Source organism: Pseudomonas brassicacearum, from assembly GCF_003732175.1.
GTDB lineage: Bacteria > Pseudomonadota > Gammaproteobacteria > Pseudomonadales > Pseudomonadaceae > Aquipseudomonas > Aquipseudomonas brassicacearum_G.
The window spans coordinates 134,767-150,900 of record NZ_MOBI01000001.1 but is presented as its reverse complement, the minus strand read 5'-3'; the positions used below and the strand labels follow the sequence as shown (position 1 = coordinate 150,900).

Genomic DNA, 16,134 nt, shown 5'->3' with positions numbered 1-16,134 from the left:
GTAGATTGAGTTGAATTCAAGATTTCTGTTTTTCGGAGTCCCCTCCCCCATGAAGCACAACGTCATCCTTGTGGTGCTCGACGGCCTGAACTACGAGGTTGCGCGGCATGCCATGGGGCATTTGCAGGCCTACGTAAACGCCAGACGCGCAGCACTCTACAAACTCGAATGCGAACTGCCGTCCCTGTCGCGCCCGCTCTACGAATGCATCCTGACCGGCGTCACACCGATCGATAGCGGTATCGTCCACAACAACGTGTCACGCCTGTCCAACCAGCGCAGCGTGTTCCACTACGCCACCGCCGCCGGGCTTAGCACCGCGGCTGCGGCCTACCATTGGGTCAGCGAACTGTATAACCGTTCGCCATTCATGGCTGCCCGCGACCGCCACACCGACAACATTGAACTGCCGATCCAGCACGCGCATTTCTACTGGTCCGATCACTACCCCGACTCGCACCTGTTCGCCGACGCCGAGAACCTGCGTCTGCGCCATGCACCGAACTTTCTGCTGGTTCACCCCATGAACATCGACGACGCCGGGCACAAGCACGGCCTCGGCACTGCGCAATACCGCAACAGCGCCCGCTCGGCCGACATCATTCTCGCCGACTACCTGCAAGGCTGGCTCGACGCCGGCTATCAGGTGCTGGTGACCGCCGACCACGGCATGAACAACGACCGTTCCCACAACGGCCTGCTGCCCGAAGAACGTGAAGTACCGCTGTTCGTCATCGGTGATGCCTTCAGCTTCAATCCCGACGCAGCCCCGAAACAAACTGAACTGTGTGGCACTGTCTGCGAATTGCTGGGTGTTGCCCACGACAAACCTGTGTGTCGGGAGCTGCTCAAGTGAATTCAATCACCCGTGGCAAGTGGCTGGCGGCGTTATGCCTGGTGCCCTTCGCTATTTTCTTTATCGTGTTCCAGATCGCCCCGCTGTGCTGGGTGCTGATCAACAGTGTGCAATCGGAAGAGTTCGGTTGGGGCCTGGCCAACTTCAACAAGATCTTCAGCTCGAAGTTCTACATGCAGGCGATCCAGTACAGCCTCGAGATCAGCTTCTGGTCCAGCGTGTTCGGCATCGTCATCGCAATCCTCGGCAGTTACTCGCTGCGCCGGGTCGATTCGAAGCTGCGCAACTTCGTCAACGCCTTCGCCAACATGACGAGTAACTTCGCCGGTGTCCCGCTGGCCTTTGCGTTCATCATCCTGCTGGGGTTCAACGGCAGTTTCACCATCATGCTCAAGCAGGCCGGGATTATTCAGGACTTCAACCTGTACTCGAAAACCGGGTTGATCATCCTCTACACCTACTTCCAGATTCCCCTCGGAGTGTTGCTGCTATACCCGGCATTCGACGCCCTGCGTGAAGACTGGCGCGAATCGGCGTCCCTGCTCGGCGCCAATGGCTGGCAGTTCTGGCGACACATCGGCTTGCCAGTACTGACCCCGGCCTTGCTCGGCACCTTCGTGATCCTGCTGGCCAACGCCCTCGGCGCCTATGCCACGGTCTATGCCCTGACCACCGGTAACTTCAACGTGCTGCCAATCCGCATCGCGGCGATGGTTTCGGGCGACATTTCCCTGGACCCGAACATGGCCAGTGCCCTGGCCGTTGTGCTGGTGACGTTGATGACCCTGGTGACCGTGGTCCATCAGTTGCTGTTGAAGAGGAGCTACCATGTCTCGCGCTGAACTGGGCCCCGTCGGTGTCTATCACCGGGTCGTGGTTTATCTGTTGTTCGCCATTCTGTTGCTGCCGCTGGCCGGGACGCTGATCTACTCGATTGCCAGCAGTTGGTCTGCCACCGTCCTGCCCAGCGGCTTTACTTTCAAGTGGTACATCCAGCTGTGGAGCGACCCGCGTTTTCTCAACGCCTTTGGCCAGTCACTGCTGGTCTGCGTGGGTGCGCTGATTCTGTCGGTGGTGCTGATTCTGCCACTGCTGTTCGTGGTGCATTACCACTTCCCGAAACTCGACGCGCTGATGAACATCCTGATCCTGCTGCCGTTCGCAGTGCCACCCGTAGTGTCTTCGGTGGGGTTGTTGCAGCTCTACGGTTCGGGACCGTTCGCGATGGTCGGTACGCCGTGGATTCTGGTCGGTTGCTACTTCACCGTGGCGCTGCCGTTCATGTACCGGGCGATCACCAACAACCTGCAAGCGATCAACCTGAGCGACCTGATGGACTCCGCCCAACTGCTCGGTGCCAGCACCTGGCAAGCAGCGTTCCTGGTGGTGCTGCCGAACCTGCGCAAAGGTTTGATGGTCGCGTTGCTGCTGTCGTTCTCGTTCCTTTTCGGTGAGTTCGTATTCGCCAACATCCTCGTCGGCACGCGTTATGAAACCCTGCAGGTCTACCTCAATAACATGCGTAACAGCAGCGGTCACTTCACCAGCGCGCTGGTGATTTCCTACTTTTTCTTTGTGCTGGTTCTGACCTGGGCTGCCAATATCTTGAACAAGGACAAAAGCCAATGAGCTATGTCAGCGTCCAACACCTGCAAAAAAGCTACTCGCAAACAGGCTCCGCCGGCACTCCGGTGTTCAGCGACATCAACTGCGAAATCCAGAAAGGCGAGTTCGTCACCCTGCTCGGCCCGTCCGGTTGCGGCAAGTCGACCCTGCTGCGCTGCATCGCCGGGCTGACCGCCGTGGATGGCGGCAAGATCCTGCTCGACGGCCATGACCTGGTGCCGCTGAGCCCGCAGAAACGCGGAATCGGCATGGTATTCCAAAGTTATGCACTGTTCCCCAACATGACCGTGGAGCAGAACGTCGCCTTCGGTTTGCGCATGCAGAAGGTCAACGCCGACGACAGCCGCAAGCGCGTGCTCGAAGTGTTGCAATTGGTGGAACTGACCGACTTTGCCAGCCGCTATCCGCATCAACTGTCTGGCGGCCAATGCCAGCGCGTGGCCCTCGCCCGCTCGCTGGTGACCCGACCGCGCCTGCTGCTGCTCGATGAACCGCTGTCGGCGCTGGACGCACGGATCCGCAAACACCTGCGTGAGCAGATCCGGCAGATCCAGCGCGAGCTGGGGCTGACCACGATTTTCGTGACGCACGATCAGGAAGAAGCCCTGACCATGTCCGACCGGATCTTCCTGATGAACCAGGGCAAGATCGTCCAGAGCGGCGACGCTGAAACCCTCTACACCGCACCGGTCGATGTGTTTGCCGCCGGCTTCATCGGCAACTACAACCTGCTCGACGCCGCCAGCGCCAGCAGGCTGCTGCAACGCCCGATCAATGGCCGCATCGCGATTCGCCCGGAAGCCATCGAGCTGAGTCGCAATGGCGAGCCGGACGCGCTTATCCGCAGCCACAGCCTGCTGGGCAACGTGATCCGCTATCGGGTCGAGGCTCGCGGCGTTGAACTGGTGGTGGACGTACTGAACCGTTCGGCGGCTGACCTGCATGCCGATGGTCAACGTCTGGCACTTTCCATCGATCCGACAGCCCTGTGTGAGGTAGCCTGATGTTTTCGCTGTGCACACTGATGTTAAAGAGAGAGCTGCGCTGATGGCCTTGGCAATTTTTGATCTGGATGAAACCCTGATCCACGGCGACTGCGCCTCGCTGTGGAGCGAGCAGATGGTCCGCCTCGGTTGGGTCGACGGCGAATCGTTCCTGCGCCGCGACAAGGAATTGATGGATTCCTACGGCAGGGGCCACCTGGCCATGGAGGACTACATGGCCTTCAGCCTGGAACCGATGGCCGGACGCACCCCGGAAGAAGTCGAGCACCTTGTGGCGCCGTGGGTCGAGGACGTGATCGAACCGATCATCTTCAGTGACGCCTGCAAAGCCATCGCCGAGCATCGCAAGGCTGGCGACCGGATTCTGGTGATCTCCGCCTCCGGCACGCACCTGGTCAAACCCATCGCCGAACGCCTGGGCATCGATGAGATTCTTGGCATCGAGCTGGAAGTGAAGCATGGGGTTTATAGCGGCAATACGGTTGGCACCCTGACCTATCGCGAAGGCAAGATCACTCGCTTACTGGAATGGCTGGACGCCGAAGAGGAGAACCTTGAAGGCGCAAGTTTCTATTCGGACTCACGCAACGATCTGCCGTTGCTGATCAAAGTCGACTATCCGCATGTGGTCAATCCGGATCCGGTGCTGCTCGAACATGCCGAAAAGGCCGGTTGGCCGATCCACATCTGGAAGTAACCGAGAACCATTGTGGGAGCGAGCCTGCTCGCGATGAACGATAACGCGGTCTCACAGGTAGACCGCGTCGCCTGAATCGCGAGCAGGCTCGCTCCCACAGGTTCAGTGAAGCCCTTTAGTTCAGGCTTTCGTCAATCACCAGCACCAACTTGCCCGACACCCGATTAGTCGCAAGCTCGGCGAATGCCGCTTCAGCGTCCTTGATCGGGAAGGTCCTGGCCAGTTGCGGGCTCAGGCGCCCTTCGGCGAACAGCGACCAGACATGCAGGCGTAGGTCACTCAACAGATCGGCCTTGAACTGATCGTCGCGGCTGCGCAGGGTCGAACCCAACAGTTGAATCCGTTTGGCCAGCACCTGCGCCAGATCCAGCGGCGCTTCACGGCCGCCCATCAAGCCGATCAACACCCAACGACCGTCGAGCGCCAGTAACTTCAGGTTCAGCGCGGCATAGTTGGCGCCGACCGGGTCGAGGATCACATCGAACGGTCCCAGGTCACGCAAACCGTCCAGCCCATCAGTGCGCACCACCCCGCCTTGCGCACCCAGCGCTTCGCAGTAGGCCAGCCGATCCGCCGAACCGACGCTGACCCAACACGGGTTGCCGAACGCCTTGCATAGCTGAATGGCAGCTGAACCAACCCCACTTGCCCCGGCGTGCAGGAGAACTTTCTCACCCGGTTTGAGCGCAGCCAATTGGAATAAATTCAGCCAGGCGGTGCTGTAGACCTCGGGCAACGCTGCCGCTTCGACCAGCGACAAACCTTCAGGCGCAGGCAATACATGACGGCCATCGACCACCACTTCTTCGGCCATCCCGCCGCCCGCCAGCAGTGCGCAGACCCGGTCTCCGACCTGCCAGGACGACCCTGCGCCGACCTCGCTGATCACGCCTGAACACTCAAGGCCCAGCACCTGACTGGCTCCCGGTGGTGGCGGATAGAGCCCTGCCTTCTGCAATAAATCAGCTCGATTGAGGCCCGCTGCCGCCACTCGAATGCGAACTTGTCCTACGTCACACGTCGGACTGGGCTCTTCAACCCACTCCACTCGACCTTCAACGCCTTGCAATGCTTTCACAGTGCCTCCATAGTGAGTCTGGACTGAGCCCGATGCTGTAGCGCCGGGTTTTTTGCATTATGCGACCGGCCCAAGGTCGTACGAAAACTCACCGAGTGATGATCAGGCTGTTTCAACCCAGCATGATCGATGCGAGAGCAGTTTGCGTAGAGCCTTGTGGAACCGGCGACTTTAAAGACGGCCTAATATGCGTTATCAATTGCCCCCGCGTCGAATCAGCATGAAGCATTTGTTCCCCAGCACCGCACTCGCGCTTTTCATTGGCCTGGGCAGCTTGTCGCTGTCGCCCACTACGTTCGCAGCCAATAGCTGGGACAACCTTCAGCCCGATCGTGACGAGGTGATTGCCAGCCTTAACGTCGTCGAGTTGCTCAAGCGCCACCATTACAGCAAGCCGCCGCTCGATAACGCGCGTTCCGCGATCATCTACGACAGCTACCTGAAGCTGCTCGATCCGTCGCGCAGTTATTTCATGGCCAGCGACATTGCCGAATTCGACAAATGGAAAAACCAGTTTGACGAGTTCCTCAAAAGCGGTGACCTGAACGCCGGGTTCACGATTTACAAGCGCTATCTGGACCGCGTCAAAGCGCGTCTGGACTTCGCCTTGGTCGAGCTGAACAAAGGCGTCGACAAGATGGACTTCACCACCAGGGAAACCTTGCTGATCGATCGCAAGGACGCCCCGTGGCTCAAGACCACTGCCGAGCTCGACGACCTGTGGCGCAAACGCGTCAAGGACGAAGTGCTGCGGATGAAGATCGCCGGCAAAGACCCCAAACAGATTCAGGAAACCCTGACCAAGCGCTACAAAAATCAGTTGTCGCGCCTGGACCAGACCCGTCCGGAAGACATCTTCCAGGCGTACATCAATAACTTCGCCATGTCCTATGACCCGCACACCAACTATCTGTCACCGGATAACGCGGAGAACTTCGACATCAACATGAGCCTGTCGCTGGAAGGCATCGGCGCCGTATTGCAGAGCGATAACGACCAGGTGAAAGTCGTGCGCCTGGTACCAGCAGGCCCGGCGGACAAGACCAAACAGGTTGCACCGGCCGACAAGATCATCGGCGTTGCCCAAGGCAGTAAAGAAATGGTCGACGTCGTCGGTTGGCGCCTGGACGAAGTGGTCAAGCTGATCCGTGGACCGAAAGGCACTGTGGTACGCCTGGAAGTGATCCCGGCCAGCAATGCGCCAAACGACCAGACCACCAAGATCGTCTCGATCACCCGCGAAGCGGTAAAGCTTGAAGATCAGGCGGTGAAGAAGTCGGTCCTCAACCTCAAACAGGACGGCAAGGACTACAAGCTCGGCGTCATCGAGATCCCGGCCTTCTACCTGGACTTCAAGGCGTTCCGCGCCGGTGATCCGGATTACAAGAGCACCACCCGCGACGTCAAGAAGCTGCTGACCGAACTGCAAAAAGACAAGGTCGACGGTGTGGTCATCGATTTGCGCAATAACGGCGGCGGTTCCTTGCAGGAGGCCACCGAGCTGACCAGCCTGTTCATCGACAAAGGTCCGACCGTGCTGGTGCGTAACGCCGACGGCCGGGTCGATGTACTGGAAGACGAAAGCCCGGGCGCCTTCTACAAAGGCCCGATGGCGTTGCTGGTCAACCGTCTGTCTGCTTCGGCTTCGGAGATTTTTGCCGGCGCCATGCAGGACTACCACCGTGCGCTGATCATCGGCGGCCAGACCTTCGGCAAAGGCACCGTGCAAACCATCCAGCCGCTGAACCATGGCGAGCTGAAACTGACACTGGCCAAGTTCTACCGGGTTTCCGGGCAGAGCACCCAGCATCAGGGCGTGCTGCCGGATGTCGACTTCCCGTCGATCATCGACACCAAGGAAATCGGCGAGAGCGCCCTGCCGGAGTCCATGCCGTGGGACACCATTCGCGCGGCCATCAAGCCGGCTGTCGACCCGTTCAAACCGTACCTGGCACAGCTCAAGTCCGAGCATGACACCCGTTCGGCCAAGGACGCGGAGTTTGTGTTCATTCGCGACAAACTGGCACTGGCCCAGAAGCTGATGGCGGAAAAAACCGTCAGCCTCAATGAAGCCGAGCGTCGCGCGCAACACGCCGATATCGAAGCCAAGCAGCTGGTGATGGAAAACATCCGCCGCAAGGCCAAAGGCGAAGAGCCGCTCAAGGAACTGAAGAAAGAAGACGAAGACGCCATCGCGGCCGAACCGGACAAGACCAAACCAGAAGATGATGCCTACCTGAGCGAAACCGGGCGGATCCTCCTGGATTACTTGAAGCTGAACACCGCGGTCGCCAGCAACAAAAAGTGATGGCAATTTAATGCTGACGATCCCCGGATCGTCATCAAACAGTCATCATTCTGTCGTGAAATAAAGGACTGGGCACGCTCTCTGAAAAAGAGCGGGCCCAGTCCTTTTTTTATCGCCAGAGATCGCCATGACCACGACCGAACAGCTGAGTGCCTTGAGTTCAATCCTGGCTCAAAGTGGTTTGCACAGTCTGTTCCAGCCGATCGTTTCACTGTCCGAACGACGCATCCTCGGCTATGAAGCCCTCAGTCGCGGTCCCTCCAACAGCCCTCTGCATTCGCCCATCGCGTTATTCGCCGTGGCTCGCCAGGCTGGCCGTCTCAGCGAACTGGAAATGGCCTGCCGACACAGCGCCTGCCGCCGCTTCAATGAACAGCAGTTACCGGGCAAGCTCTTTCTCAACGTCTCTCCCGAATCGTTGCTCGAAGCCGGCCATCAACCGGGTAGAACCTTGCAAATGCTCCAGGATTTCGGCATTCCGCCAAGCCAGGTGGTGATCGAGCTGACCGAGCAAACCCCGACCGACGACTTTCAGTTGCTGCAAAATGCATTGCATCACTACCGTGCCATGGGTTTTTCGATTGCACTGGATGACCTGGGCGCCGGGTATTCGAGCCTGCGGCTCTGGTCAGAACTGCGTCCGGACTATGTGAAGATCGACCGGCATTTTATCGATGGCATTCATCAGGACGCGCTCAAGCGCGAATTCGTCGGCTCGATCCTGCAGATCGCCAAAGCTTCGCGGGCACAAGTCATTGCCGAAGGTATCGAACTACCGGAAGAACTCGCGGTGTTGACCGAGATGGGGGTCGACCTGGTGCAGGGCTATCTGTTGTGCCGTCCGCAGGAGCACCCGCCAAGGGACGCCCGGACGATGATGCCCAAACACGACAGCAGCGCAGTGGCGCTCAACGATGAAGGCAGTGACCTCAGCGCCCTGCTCAACGAGCATCCGGCGGTGGACCGCGATACCCCGACCGCTGACGTGCTGGAAGCCTTCCGTCGTCAGGCCAACCTGAACTCGCTGGCAGTGCTCGACGAACTCGGTCAGCCCTGTGGCATCGTCCACCGTCATTCGCTGTCCGATGCGCTGCTCAAGCCGTTTGCCACCGATCTGTTCGCGCGCAAGCCGATCAGCCGGCTGATGAGCGATGACTTCCTCGCCGTCGAGCTCAGCCAGTCGCTGCAACAGGTCAGCCGGCTGATCACCAGCCGTGCCCGGCAGCGCATCGAAGAGGATTTCATCATCACCCTCAACGGCGGCTATCTGGGCCTGGGGCGGGTGATCGACGTGCTCAAACTGATTACCGAACTGAAAATCCAGCAAGCCCGCTACGCCAACCCGCTGACCCTGTTGCCGGGAAACGTGCCGATCCAGCAGTGCCTGACCCGGCTATTGCAACAAAGCCGCGAGTCAGTGATCTGCTATGTCGACATCGACAGTTTCAAGCCTTTCAACGATATCTACGGCTACGGCCGCGGCGACGAAGTCCTGCTGTGCCTGGCGCAATGCCTGAACGACCGCGTCGACCCCAGCCGCGACTTCGTCGGCCATATCGGCGGCGATGATTTCCTGCTGGTCCTCGGCCCGGAAGACTGGCGCAAGCGCCTGAACCAGTTGCTCGAGGACTTCCACAGCCAATGCCGACGTTTCTACCGCAGCGAACACCTGGAAGCCGGCTGCTTCATCGCGCCTAATCGTCAGGGCGTCCGCCAGGAATTTGCACTGCTGTCGCTGTCGATTGGCGTGGTGCATCTACACCCGCAGGCCTGCGGACAACTCGACGCCAACCAACTCGCAGAAATGGCCTCACAGGCCAAGCATCATGCGAAGAATGTGCAGGGGGGGAGCATTTATGTGATTGATAGTTTGGGGTTGGCGCCTCAACTGCATAGTTTGTAGGACCTGTAGCGCTCGCAAACAAATTACTCGTCTATTTTACTTGCACCTAACGAACTCATCCAGCGCCGATAATAATCATGCTGCTCTTCGATATTGCTCGCCAGATCATTTTCTTCGTAGTCGAATATTCTCACCATATCTTCATCCTCGGTTGATATTCCCCAACGAAGCTCATACGCCACTAGCCCGCACGACATTTGTGAAGACATCGAAGAAGGATGGACGTTGAGTTTCGCTCCCTTACATAAAAACTTTTTGTTTGGAAAGTCCTTTCTTACTAATCCAAGACAAGCGTACAAATCGTACGCTGCGTAGGTTTTTTTGAACCCGTTCGACATGGCAAACGTCAGTTCTGATTTTTTTCTATCAAAATCTACCGTAGCAGACTCAACGACTCCATCATCACTTATAAAAATTTCTTTGACGGTCATATCTCACTCTCTATTCGGATTCAACACTGAATAACCAACATGGCTTCCATCCGCATTTATAGGTGTAACCCCAACAATGTCTTTAGCATTTATCCCGCCTGGAATAGCCACTTCGGACTCCTTTCTATGAGGAGACATCAGGCCTAATTTCTTATTAACATCAATTCCCGGAACTTTTTTCAATACATAGATGAAACCTGGCTCAAGCCCATAACCCGTAGCGAATTTGACCGCCTCCTTTGGTATCTTTGTGGTACTTACAAAAAAACTCGGAGGGCTTCTGTTATCCATTGCATGCAAGTAAAGATCAATGCTGTCACCTAAAGGTTGGAAGCCGTCATCAAAAATTTCCCAAGGCTCTCTACTATCACCTCGAAACAAGTAACCATTTTTTGGTTTGTGACTTGGGAACGCCGGATCACCCTCGTCAACCCGCGCCTTCCCCGCCGGATCCTCACCACCACCCGTCGGCTTGCATCCATCCCCACCCGGACAAGTGTTCAAGCCCAACGGATCCACCCACCCCGTCGGATTCGGAGTGTACTGATACCCGTTAATCCCACCCGCCAGCTTGCTCGGGTCCGGCGTCAGGTAGCGGCCGATGTCCGGATTGTAGTAGCGATGCCGGTTGTAGTGCAGTCCTGATTCAGTATCGAAATACTGCCCCTGAAAGCGCAACGGCTGCTCAAGCTGTTCTTCGCCAAAGTGCTGCAGGCTGGCGAGTTTTCCATAGGCCTTGTAGGTCGCCGACCAGACGATTTCGCCGCTGTAGTCGGTAAGCTCTTGCGGGGTGCCGAGATGATCGAGTTGGTAGTAGAACGGGCAGGTTTTGCGTGGGCCGAAGCCGTCAAGCAGGGCCAGCGGGCGGAAGCTGCCGGGTTCATAGACGTAGCTGCGGTGATGCTCGCGGCTGTGTTCGGCGATCAGTTGCTCGCCTTGCCAGAAAAACCCGGTGGTGTGGCCATCAACGGTTTTGCCGATGCGCCGACCGAAAGCGTCATAGCGGTAGCTGGCGGTTCTGCCATCCGGCAGCGTGACGCCGATCAACCGGTGCTGGCAGTCGTAGCGGTATTCAGTGACGAGTTTCTGCGCGGTGCCACGGCGTTCGCGGATGAGGTTGCCGAAGGCGTCGTAGTCGTAATGGCGGTCGCCTTGCAACAGCAGGCGGTTGCCCTTGATCGTCGCCAGCCCCGGACGATCCTGCATCTGCAGGTTGCCGGCAGGGTCATGGGCGAAGCTCTCCTGCTGTGGATCGCGAGAGTGGCGGACGCGAACCAGGCGGTTCAGCAGATCGTAGTGATAGTTGCGCTGGCCGTGACGACTGTCGGCAATGAAGTCGAGGTTGCCATTGGCGCTGTAGGCGTAATCGCGGCGATAGCGTGGCTGCTCAGCATGAGAAACCGCGTGGGCGTGCAATCGACCCTGTTCATCGTAGTGATACCGACTGAGCAGTTGGCCCTGCTGGCGTTGCCGCTCGCGTCCCGCGTCAAAGACGTGCGTGGTCAGCCGCGTGCCGTTGAGGTCGATAGCGCTGAGCGCGCCGCCCTTGGCGTGGTGGTAGTCGAGTGTGCTGTTATCCGGCAGGCGCAGGTGATCGAGTTGACCGCAAGCGTTGTAGCGATAACGCAGTGTGCCCCAGCCCTGATGCTCAGTGATCAGTCGGTCTTGCTGGTCGTACTCGAACTCCAGCGGGTGGTCGCGACCGTCATCGACGCTGACCAGACGACCAAGGCTGTCGTAGCGATAGTCGACCTTCTGGCCATCGGGTAAGGTCTTGACCAGCAAGCGCCCCGCCGCATCGCGCTGGTAAGCGGTAATCAGCGTTGAGCCGTCATCGCCAAATTCGGTTTTCTCCAGCAGATGGCCGTTGAGGTCATAGCGGTACGCGGTACGCCGACCATCGAAACCGGTTTCTTGCTCGATCAGTCCGTTGGCGCCGTACGCCAGCTGATACTTCTCGCCCACTTCGTTTTCGATTTCGCTGAGCAATAGCCGTGCGTTGTCGTAGCGATAGAGCAACTGGCTGCCGTCGGCGTTGATCCGACGGCTGACCAGGTGCAGGTCATCGGCGTATTCGTAGCGCGTGACCTGGCCCGACTCATCGCGTTCGGCGATGAGTTTTCCGTAAGCGTTGTAGCTGAAGGCGCGGGTGACACCTCCAGGCAAAGTGGTCTGGATCAGCCGGCCGAGAACGTCCCATTGATACCGGGTGACCGCACCCTGTGCGTCCTGACGACGGCTTAGCCGGCCCAATGCGTCGTAAGCGAAACACCGCCGACCACCGTCCGGCAGTTGCTCTTCGGTCAGTTGCCCGAGGTTGTTCCAGACAAGGAGGTGACAACTGTTATCCGGATAGCGGATCGACAGCAATCGGCCGCGATCATCGTATTGGTGATGGGTGATATGCCCATCAGGGTCGACTTGTTCGGTGATATCACCCTGGATGTTTCGCTGGTACTTCCAACGCGCCTTGCCCCGACGCATCACCCGAACGAAACCGTTGTGATACTCGTAGTAAATCGGTTCGTCTTCTGGCGGAATGACCGCCAGCAACCGCCCAGCGTCGTTATAGGTGTATTGGGTGACGCCGCCGAGGGGATCTTTCTCGGCCACCAACTGACCGTTGTCGTCGTAAGCCTTGAGGTGTTCGGCACCGTCCGGCTCGACCTTGCGCACCAGCCGGGCCTGATGGTCGTGGACGTAAACCTCTTCGCTGCCATCGGCGTTGTGCAGCGTGACGCTGCCGTTATCGTCCCAGGCATAACGTGCATCCATCTGCGCAAAACTCGCCCAGTGCCGCACGCATCGGGCGGCTTTGCCTTCGCGCTCCCACTCCCAGAAAAAACTCGCGCCGCCGGCCAGTTGCCGCTGGAGAATCACCGCCTGATTGTCGTAGTCGTAACGCTCGCTTTCGCCTGCGGCGTTGATGGCTTCGATCAGCCGATGGCAGTCGTCATAGCGATAGGCGACTAGCGTTTGCTCGGTCTGCCAGGCTTCATCGACACTCGCAGCCGCACGATAGACTTGATAGTCGACGGCGATCAGATGTCGCCGGTCGTAACACAACAGCAAGGCACGACCCGCGCCGTTGTCCAGACGTTTGATCCGCGCCTGGCGATCGCGGGTGATACGTAGGCGGTTGTTGTAAGGGTCGCTGATGGCCGTGAGGTTACCGTCACGAAAATGGTAGAACCGTGTCACTTCACCGGCTTGGGCGAGGATCAGTTCATCGGCATCGTCGCCCAGATAAATCGCTGCACGGGACAAACTGTTATGGATCGCCGGACGCTCGGCGTTGGGTCTCGGGAAGCGCGTGTGGCGGTTTTCGTGGTCGATCCAAACGACGTTGTCGCCATCGATTTCCAGGCGGTGCGCCAGCGAATGGCTCCAGCCAAAGCCCAATCCGCTGTCGATCTCCACTGCACTGGTGCGGTACAACCGGGTGAAGGCAAACGGCAGCACACCGTCGAGTTCGCCATCGGTGAGGGTCAGCAGCTCTTCACCAGTGACCATCGACACCGGACAGCCGTTGGTGCAAGTCAGTGCGGCGCAGTCGGCACTGTCACCCTTGGGGTTTTTCGCCTGATCCGGGGCGTTGTCGTGATGCTCCTGCTTGCTCAGGCGGGTCTTGGGCCCAGACTTGTCGCGGGCGATGGCCGCTGGATTTTTCACGTAAAGGGTCAACGCTTCGCCGGGGGCAATCTTCAGCGGCCCTCGGGGTGTGGGCGCCAGCGACGCCTTCCGGGCATTCACCATCAGCGGCTTGAGCGAATCGGCGTGACTGTTGAAACGCTGATTGCTCGACACTTGCGCCAGTCGGATGCTCAAGGCTGCCAGCCACTGTCGAGCACGCTGCGACTTGATCTTCCCCAGCACTTTGGCGCCCACACCCGCCCCAAAGCCCATCGGTCCGGTCACGCAAGCCAGGAGCAATCCGATCAGCACGCCTGTGCGAATCTCCGCCATCACTTCGGCTTCATACTGCGGCGGCAGCATCCGCAACCAACTGGTGATGGCCGCCAGATAGATGAACAGCAACGGTTCATCACTGAGCACCAGCAAGCCATTGGCAATCGCTTCTGTGGAAGCGTTGAGCAAGGTCTCGAGCTCGGCCTGGGTCAGGTACTCAAGGAGCTTTTCACTATTGGCTTGCAGGTCGGCCAGCAACTGATAGAGCTGCTGAATGTCATCCCAGACGTCGAGCAAGGCGCTTTCAACACCCCGTTGATCAGCCTGCTGCAACGCGTTGTAGCGCTCGATAAACCCGCTTTGTGAAAAGCTTGCCCACAATGGTTGAAACTCGTTCGTCCACTCGCTTCGCAGCCAGTCTTCAAGCTCTGTAATGGTGGTTTGATAAGAGGCGTAGAGCGCCTTGACGTGGTCTTGAGAGACGTTGGGGTAAAAGGTTATTCGGTGACGCTGGCCACGCCAGCATTCGGGGACTTCGAGGATGCCGCTGGGGCCGATCATTGCGTGGACCGGCTCGCCGACGACCTCATCCCCGCCCGGCCCGTCGATCAATACTTCGAGCATCACCGGGGTATTGCCGATCGGCACGAAACGCGCAGCCTCGAACATATGCACAAGGGTCAACGATCCGCCGGCCGGACAGGACGCAACGGTGGCGCTGATCGGAGTGGTCGAGTTTTTCGGTGTGCTGAGGCTGACGTCGTTGCCGACCTTGAACACCTGCTCGACATCCAGCGCTGCGCCCGTCCAGAAACTTTCGGCCCAGGAATCGTAGTCACCGAGGCAGTGCCGAAAGTCATTGAAGACGGCTTCAATGTCCGGGCTTTTCGGGTTCAGCGCAGCAATGACCAGATGGCCAATGGCAGTGTTCAAGGCCTGCAGTTTTTTTGGATCGAGCATTCTCAATCTTCGCGCGGTCGCTGTGGGACGCGAGACTGTGCGGGGATTGCGCGGGGAATGAAGTCAGGACAAACGGAGGATGATGTAGGGTATTTCGTTAAAGCGAAGGGAATGGCTCAATCAAGCAGAACGGGCACTGCTTGATGGGCGAATAATTTACAAACGTCTGTAGGAAAGTGGCTTATCCGCGATCGCGGGCAAACCGGATCAGCCGGTGCGAGTGTGGTCGTCAAGCATTACGTGCCGCCAGTTCCTTGAGCTTGATCTCGGCCAGCGGATGTCCGGCTTTGGCCGCTATCTGCCACCAACGCGCCGCCTCGGCAGCGTCAGGGGCCTTGCTCGGTGTTCCGGCAAGGCTGATCACCCCGACCTGATACGCTGCTTTACCGTCCCCCGCCAATGCGGCAAGGCGCAACAAACGTACGCCTTCTTCACGGGCACCGAGACCTTGGCCACGGAACGTCAGGATGTGGCCATAGAAGCTTTGCGCACCGACATCACCAAGGTTCGCCATGCGCGCGAACTGGCCTTCAAGCCAGCTCCAGCCGCGTGGCTGGCGGACAAACCATGACCAATGAAACAGCCTGCGTGCCAGCCAGTAACTGGCACGGGCCTTGAGTCGCCAGAGCATTCAGGCCTCCGCAGATTCGGGGTATTCGTACTCAAACACCCGTACCACTTCCGACGCATGCCAGGACGCGGCAGCCACGCCATCGGAAGGCCCGGAGAAACGCCCCAGTCGTTCGACGCATTCGAAGAACCCGGTGCGCGGCAGACGGCTAGCGCCCTGGCTGATGACCAGCGAGCTGCGCAGCGGCTGCTCGGCCCGCGCATCCAGAGCTGCCAGGTGCTCAAGCGCGGCAGTCAGGGTTTGCATGGCCGGGCTTGGCAACTGCAAACGCTCAAGCAAAGCACGATAAGTCAAAAGATGACGCTGGCGACGGGCCTGATCCAGCTCGCCGATTAAACCGTCCCAATGCTGACGACTGATGCGTACGCTCACGATTCATCCCTCCATCCCGGCACCGTCAATTCCCAAGCCAGGCTGCGGCGAATCGCTGCGTCAGGCTGACGCTCGCCACTTTCGATCAAGGCCAGGTAAGACGGACTGATGCCTACCGTGCGGGCCAGCGCCTCAATGGCGATGCCCTTCCCTTCGCGCAAACTGCGTAGTTGATCCAGACCCGGAAGAACCTGGTCTGCTGTGGCCGCGTGACGGACTGTCGCTTCACGCGGTGGTTGTTCAGTGACGCCTGCTGCTTTCAATAACGCTTGATACTGAGCCCACGGCAGAACCGCATATTCGGGTTCGCCATCACGTGCAATTATCTGAATATCCATGACTACCCCGTAGGACAACAA

The 16,134-nt window shown here is 58.6% G+C and carries 13 protein-coding genes; 7 read left to right on the top strand and 6 right to left on the bottom strand.

The genetic code is table 11. The features are described 5' to 3' along the window. Positions 1 to 49: 49 nt before the first annotated feature. From BK658_RS00755 to BK658_RS00735, 5 genes are read left to right on the top strand one after another with little or no spacing between them, the layout of a single operon-like run. Entirely contained in the window at positions 50 to 856 is an 807-nt protein-coding gene (locus BK658_RS00755) for an alkaline phosphatase family protein (RefSeq protein ID WP_123580276.1), read from the top strand. Further along, positions 853 to 1,698, top strand: coding sequence for an ABC transporter permease (locus BK658_RS00750; RefSeq protein ID WP_123580274.1), 846 nt, complete (start codon positions 853 to 855; stop codon positions 1,696 to 1,698). Before BK658_RS00755 ends, BK658_RS00750 begins: the two co-directional genes overlap by 4 nt. Then, positions 1,685 to 2,485: an ABC transporter permease gene (locus BK658_RS00745; protein WP_123580272.1), complete on the top strand. Its 801-nt coding sequence runs from the start codon at positions 1,685 to 1,687 to the stop codon at positions 2,483 to 2,485. Before BK658_RS00750 ends, BK658_RS00745 begins: the two co-directional genes overlap by 14 nt. After that, the gene (locus BK658_RS00740; protein ID WP_123580270.1) at positions 2,482 to 3,486 is read left to right on the top strand and encodes an ABC transporter ATP-binding protein; all 1,005 of its coding nucleotides are present in this window, start codon (positions 2,482 to 2,484) and stop codon (positions 3,484 to 3,486) included. The genes BK658_RS00745 and BK658_RS00740 overlap by 4 nt, the downstream gene beginning before the upstream one ends. 43 nt (positions 3,487 to 3,529) lie before the next feature. Beyond that, on the top strand, positions 3,530 to 4,183 hold the full coding sequence (locus tag BK658_RS00735; RefSeq protein WP_123580268.1) for an HAD family hydrolase: 654 nt from the start codon (positions 3,530 to 3,532) through the stop codon (positions 4,181 to 4,183). 115 nt (positions 4,184 to 4,298) lie between these two features. Here BK658_RS00735 and BK658_RS00730 read toward each other — a convergent pair whose 3' ends face one another. Continuing rightward, on the bottom strand, positions 4,299 to 5,261 hold the full coding sequence (locus BK658_RS00730; RefSeq protein WP_123580266.1) for a zinc-binding dehydrogenase: 963 nt from the start codon (positions 5,259 to 5,261) through the stop codon (positions 4,299 to 4,301). A gap of 220 nt (positions 5,262 to 5,481) precedes the next feature. Here BK658_RS00730 and BK658_RS00725 point away from each other — a divergent pair, with 220 nt between their 5' ends. Both BK658_RS00725 and BK658_RS00720 read left to right on the top strand, forming a co-directional pair. Beyond that, complete coding sequence (locus BK658_RS00725) at positions 5,482 to 7,569, top strand: carboxy terminal-processing peptidase (protein WP_185019757.1); 2,088 nt, start codon at positions 5,482 to 5,484, stop codon at positions 7,567 to 7,569. A gap of 127 nt (positions 7,570 to 7,696) precedes the next feature. Beyond that, positions 7,697 to 9,472, top strand: coding sequence for a bifunctional diguanylate cyclase/phosphodiesterase (locus BK658_RS00720; RefSeq protein ID WP_123580262.1), 1,776 nt, complete (start codon positions 7,697 to 7,699; stop codon positions 9,470 to 9,472). A gap of 23 nt (positions 9,473 to 9,495) precedes the next feature. Here the strand turns inward: BK658_RS00720 and BK658_RS00715 are convergent, their stop codons facing one another. From BK658_RS00715 to BK658_RS00695, 5 genes are all read right to left on the bottom strand, one after another. Beyond that, complete coding sequence (locus BK658_RS00715; RefSeq protein WP_123580260.1) at positions 9,496 to 9,903, bottom strand: hypothetical protein; 408 nt, start codon at positions 9,901 to 9,903, stop codon at positions 9,496 to 9,498. Between the two features lie 3 nt (positions 9,904 to 9,906). Next, the gene (locus tag BK658_RS00710; protein ID WP_123580258.1) at positions 9,907 to 14,772 is read right to left on the bottom strand and encodes an RHS repeat-associated core domain-containing protein; all 4,866 of its coding nucleotides are present in this window, start codon (positions 14,770 to 14,772) and stop codon (positions 9,907 to 9,909) included. A gap of 229 nt (positions 14,773 to 15,001) precedes the next feature. Further along, positions 15,002 to 15,403: an SEL1-like repeat protein gene (locus tag BK658_RS00705; RefSeq protein ID WP_123580256.1), complete on the bottom strand. Its 402-nt coding sequence runs from the start codon at positions 15,401 to 15,403 to the stop codon at positions 15,002 to 15,004. After that, positions 15,404 to 15,775: a hypothetical protein gene (locus BK658_RS00700; RefSeq protein WP_019693066.1), complete on the bottom strand. Its 372-nt coding sequence runs from the start codon at positions 15,773 to 15,775 to the stop codon at positions 15,404 to 15,406. It abuts the gene before it with no gap. Next, positions 15,772 to 16,113, bottom strand: coding sequence for a helix-turn-helix domain-containing protein (locus BK658_RS00695; RefSeq protein WP_071553958.1), 342 nt, complete (start codon positions 16,111 to 16,113; stop codon positions 15,772 to 15,774). Before BK658_RS00695 ends, BK658_RS00700 begins: the two co-directional genes overlap by 4 nt. Positions 16,114 to 16,134: the final 21 nt, after the last annotated feature.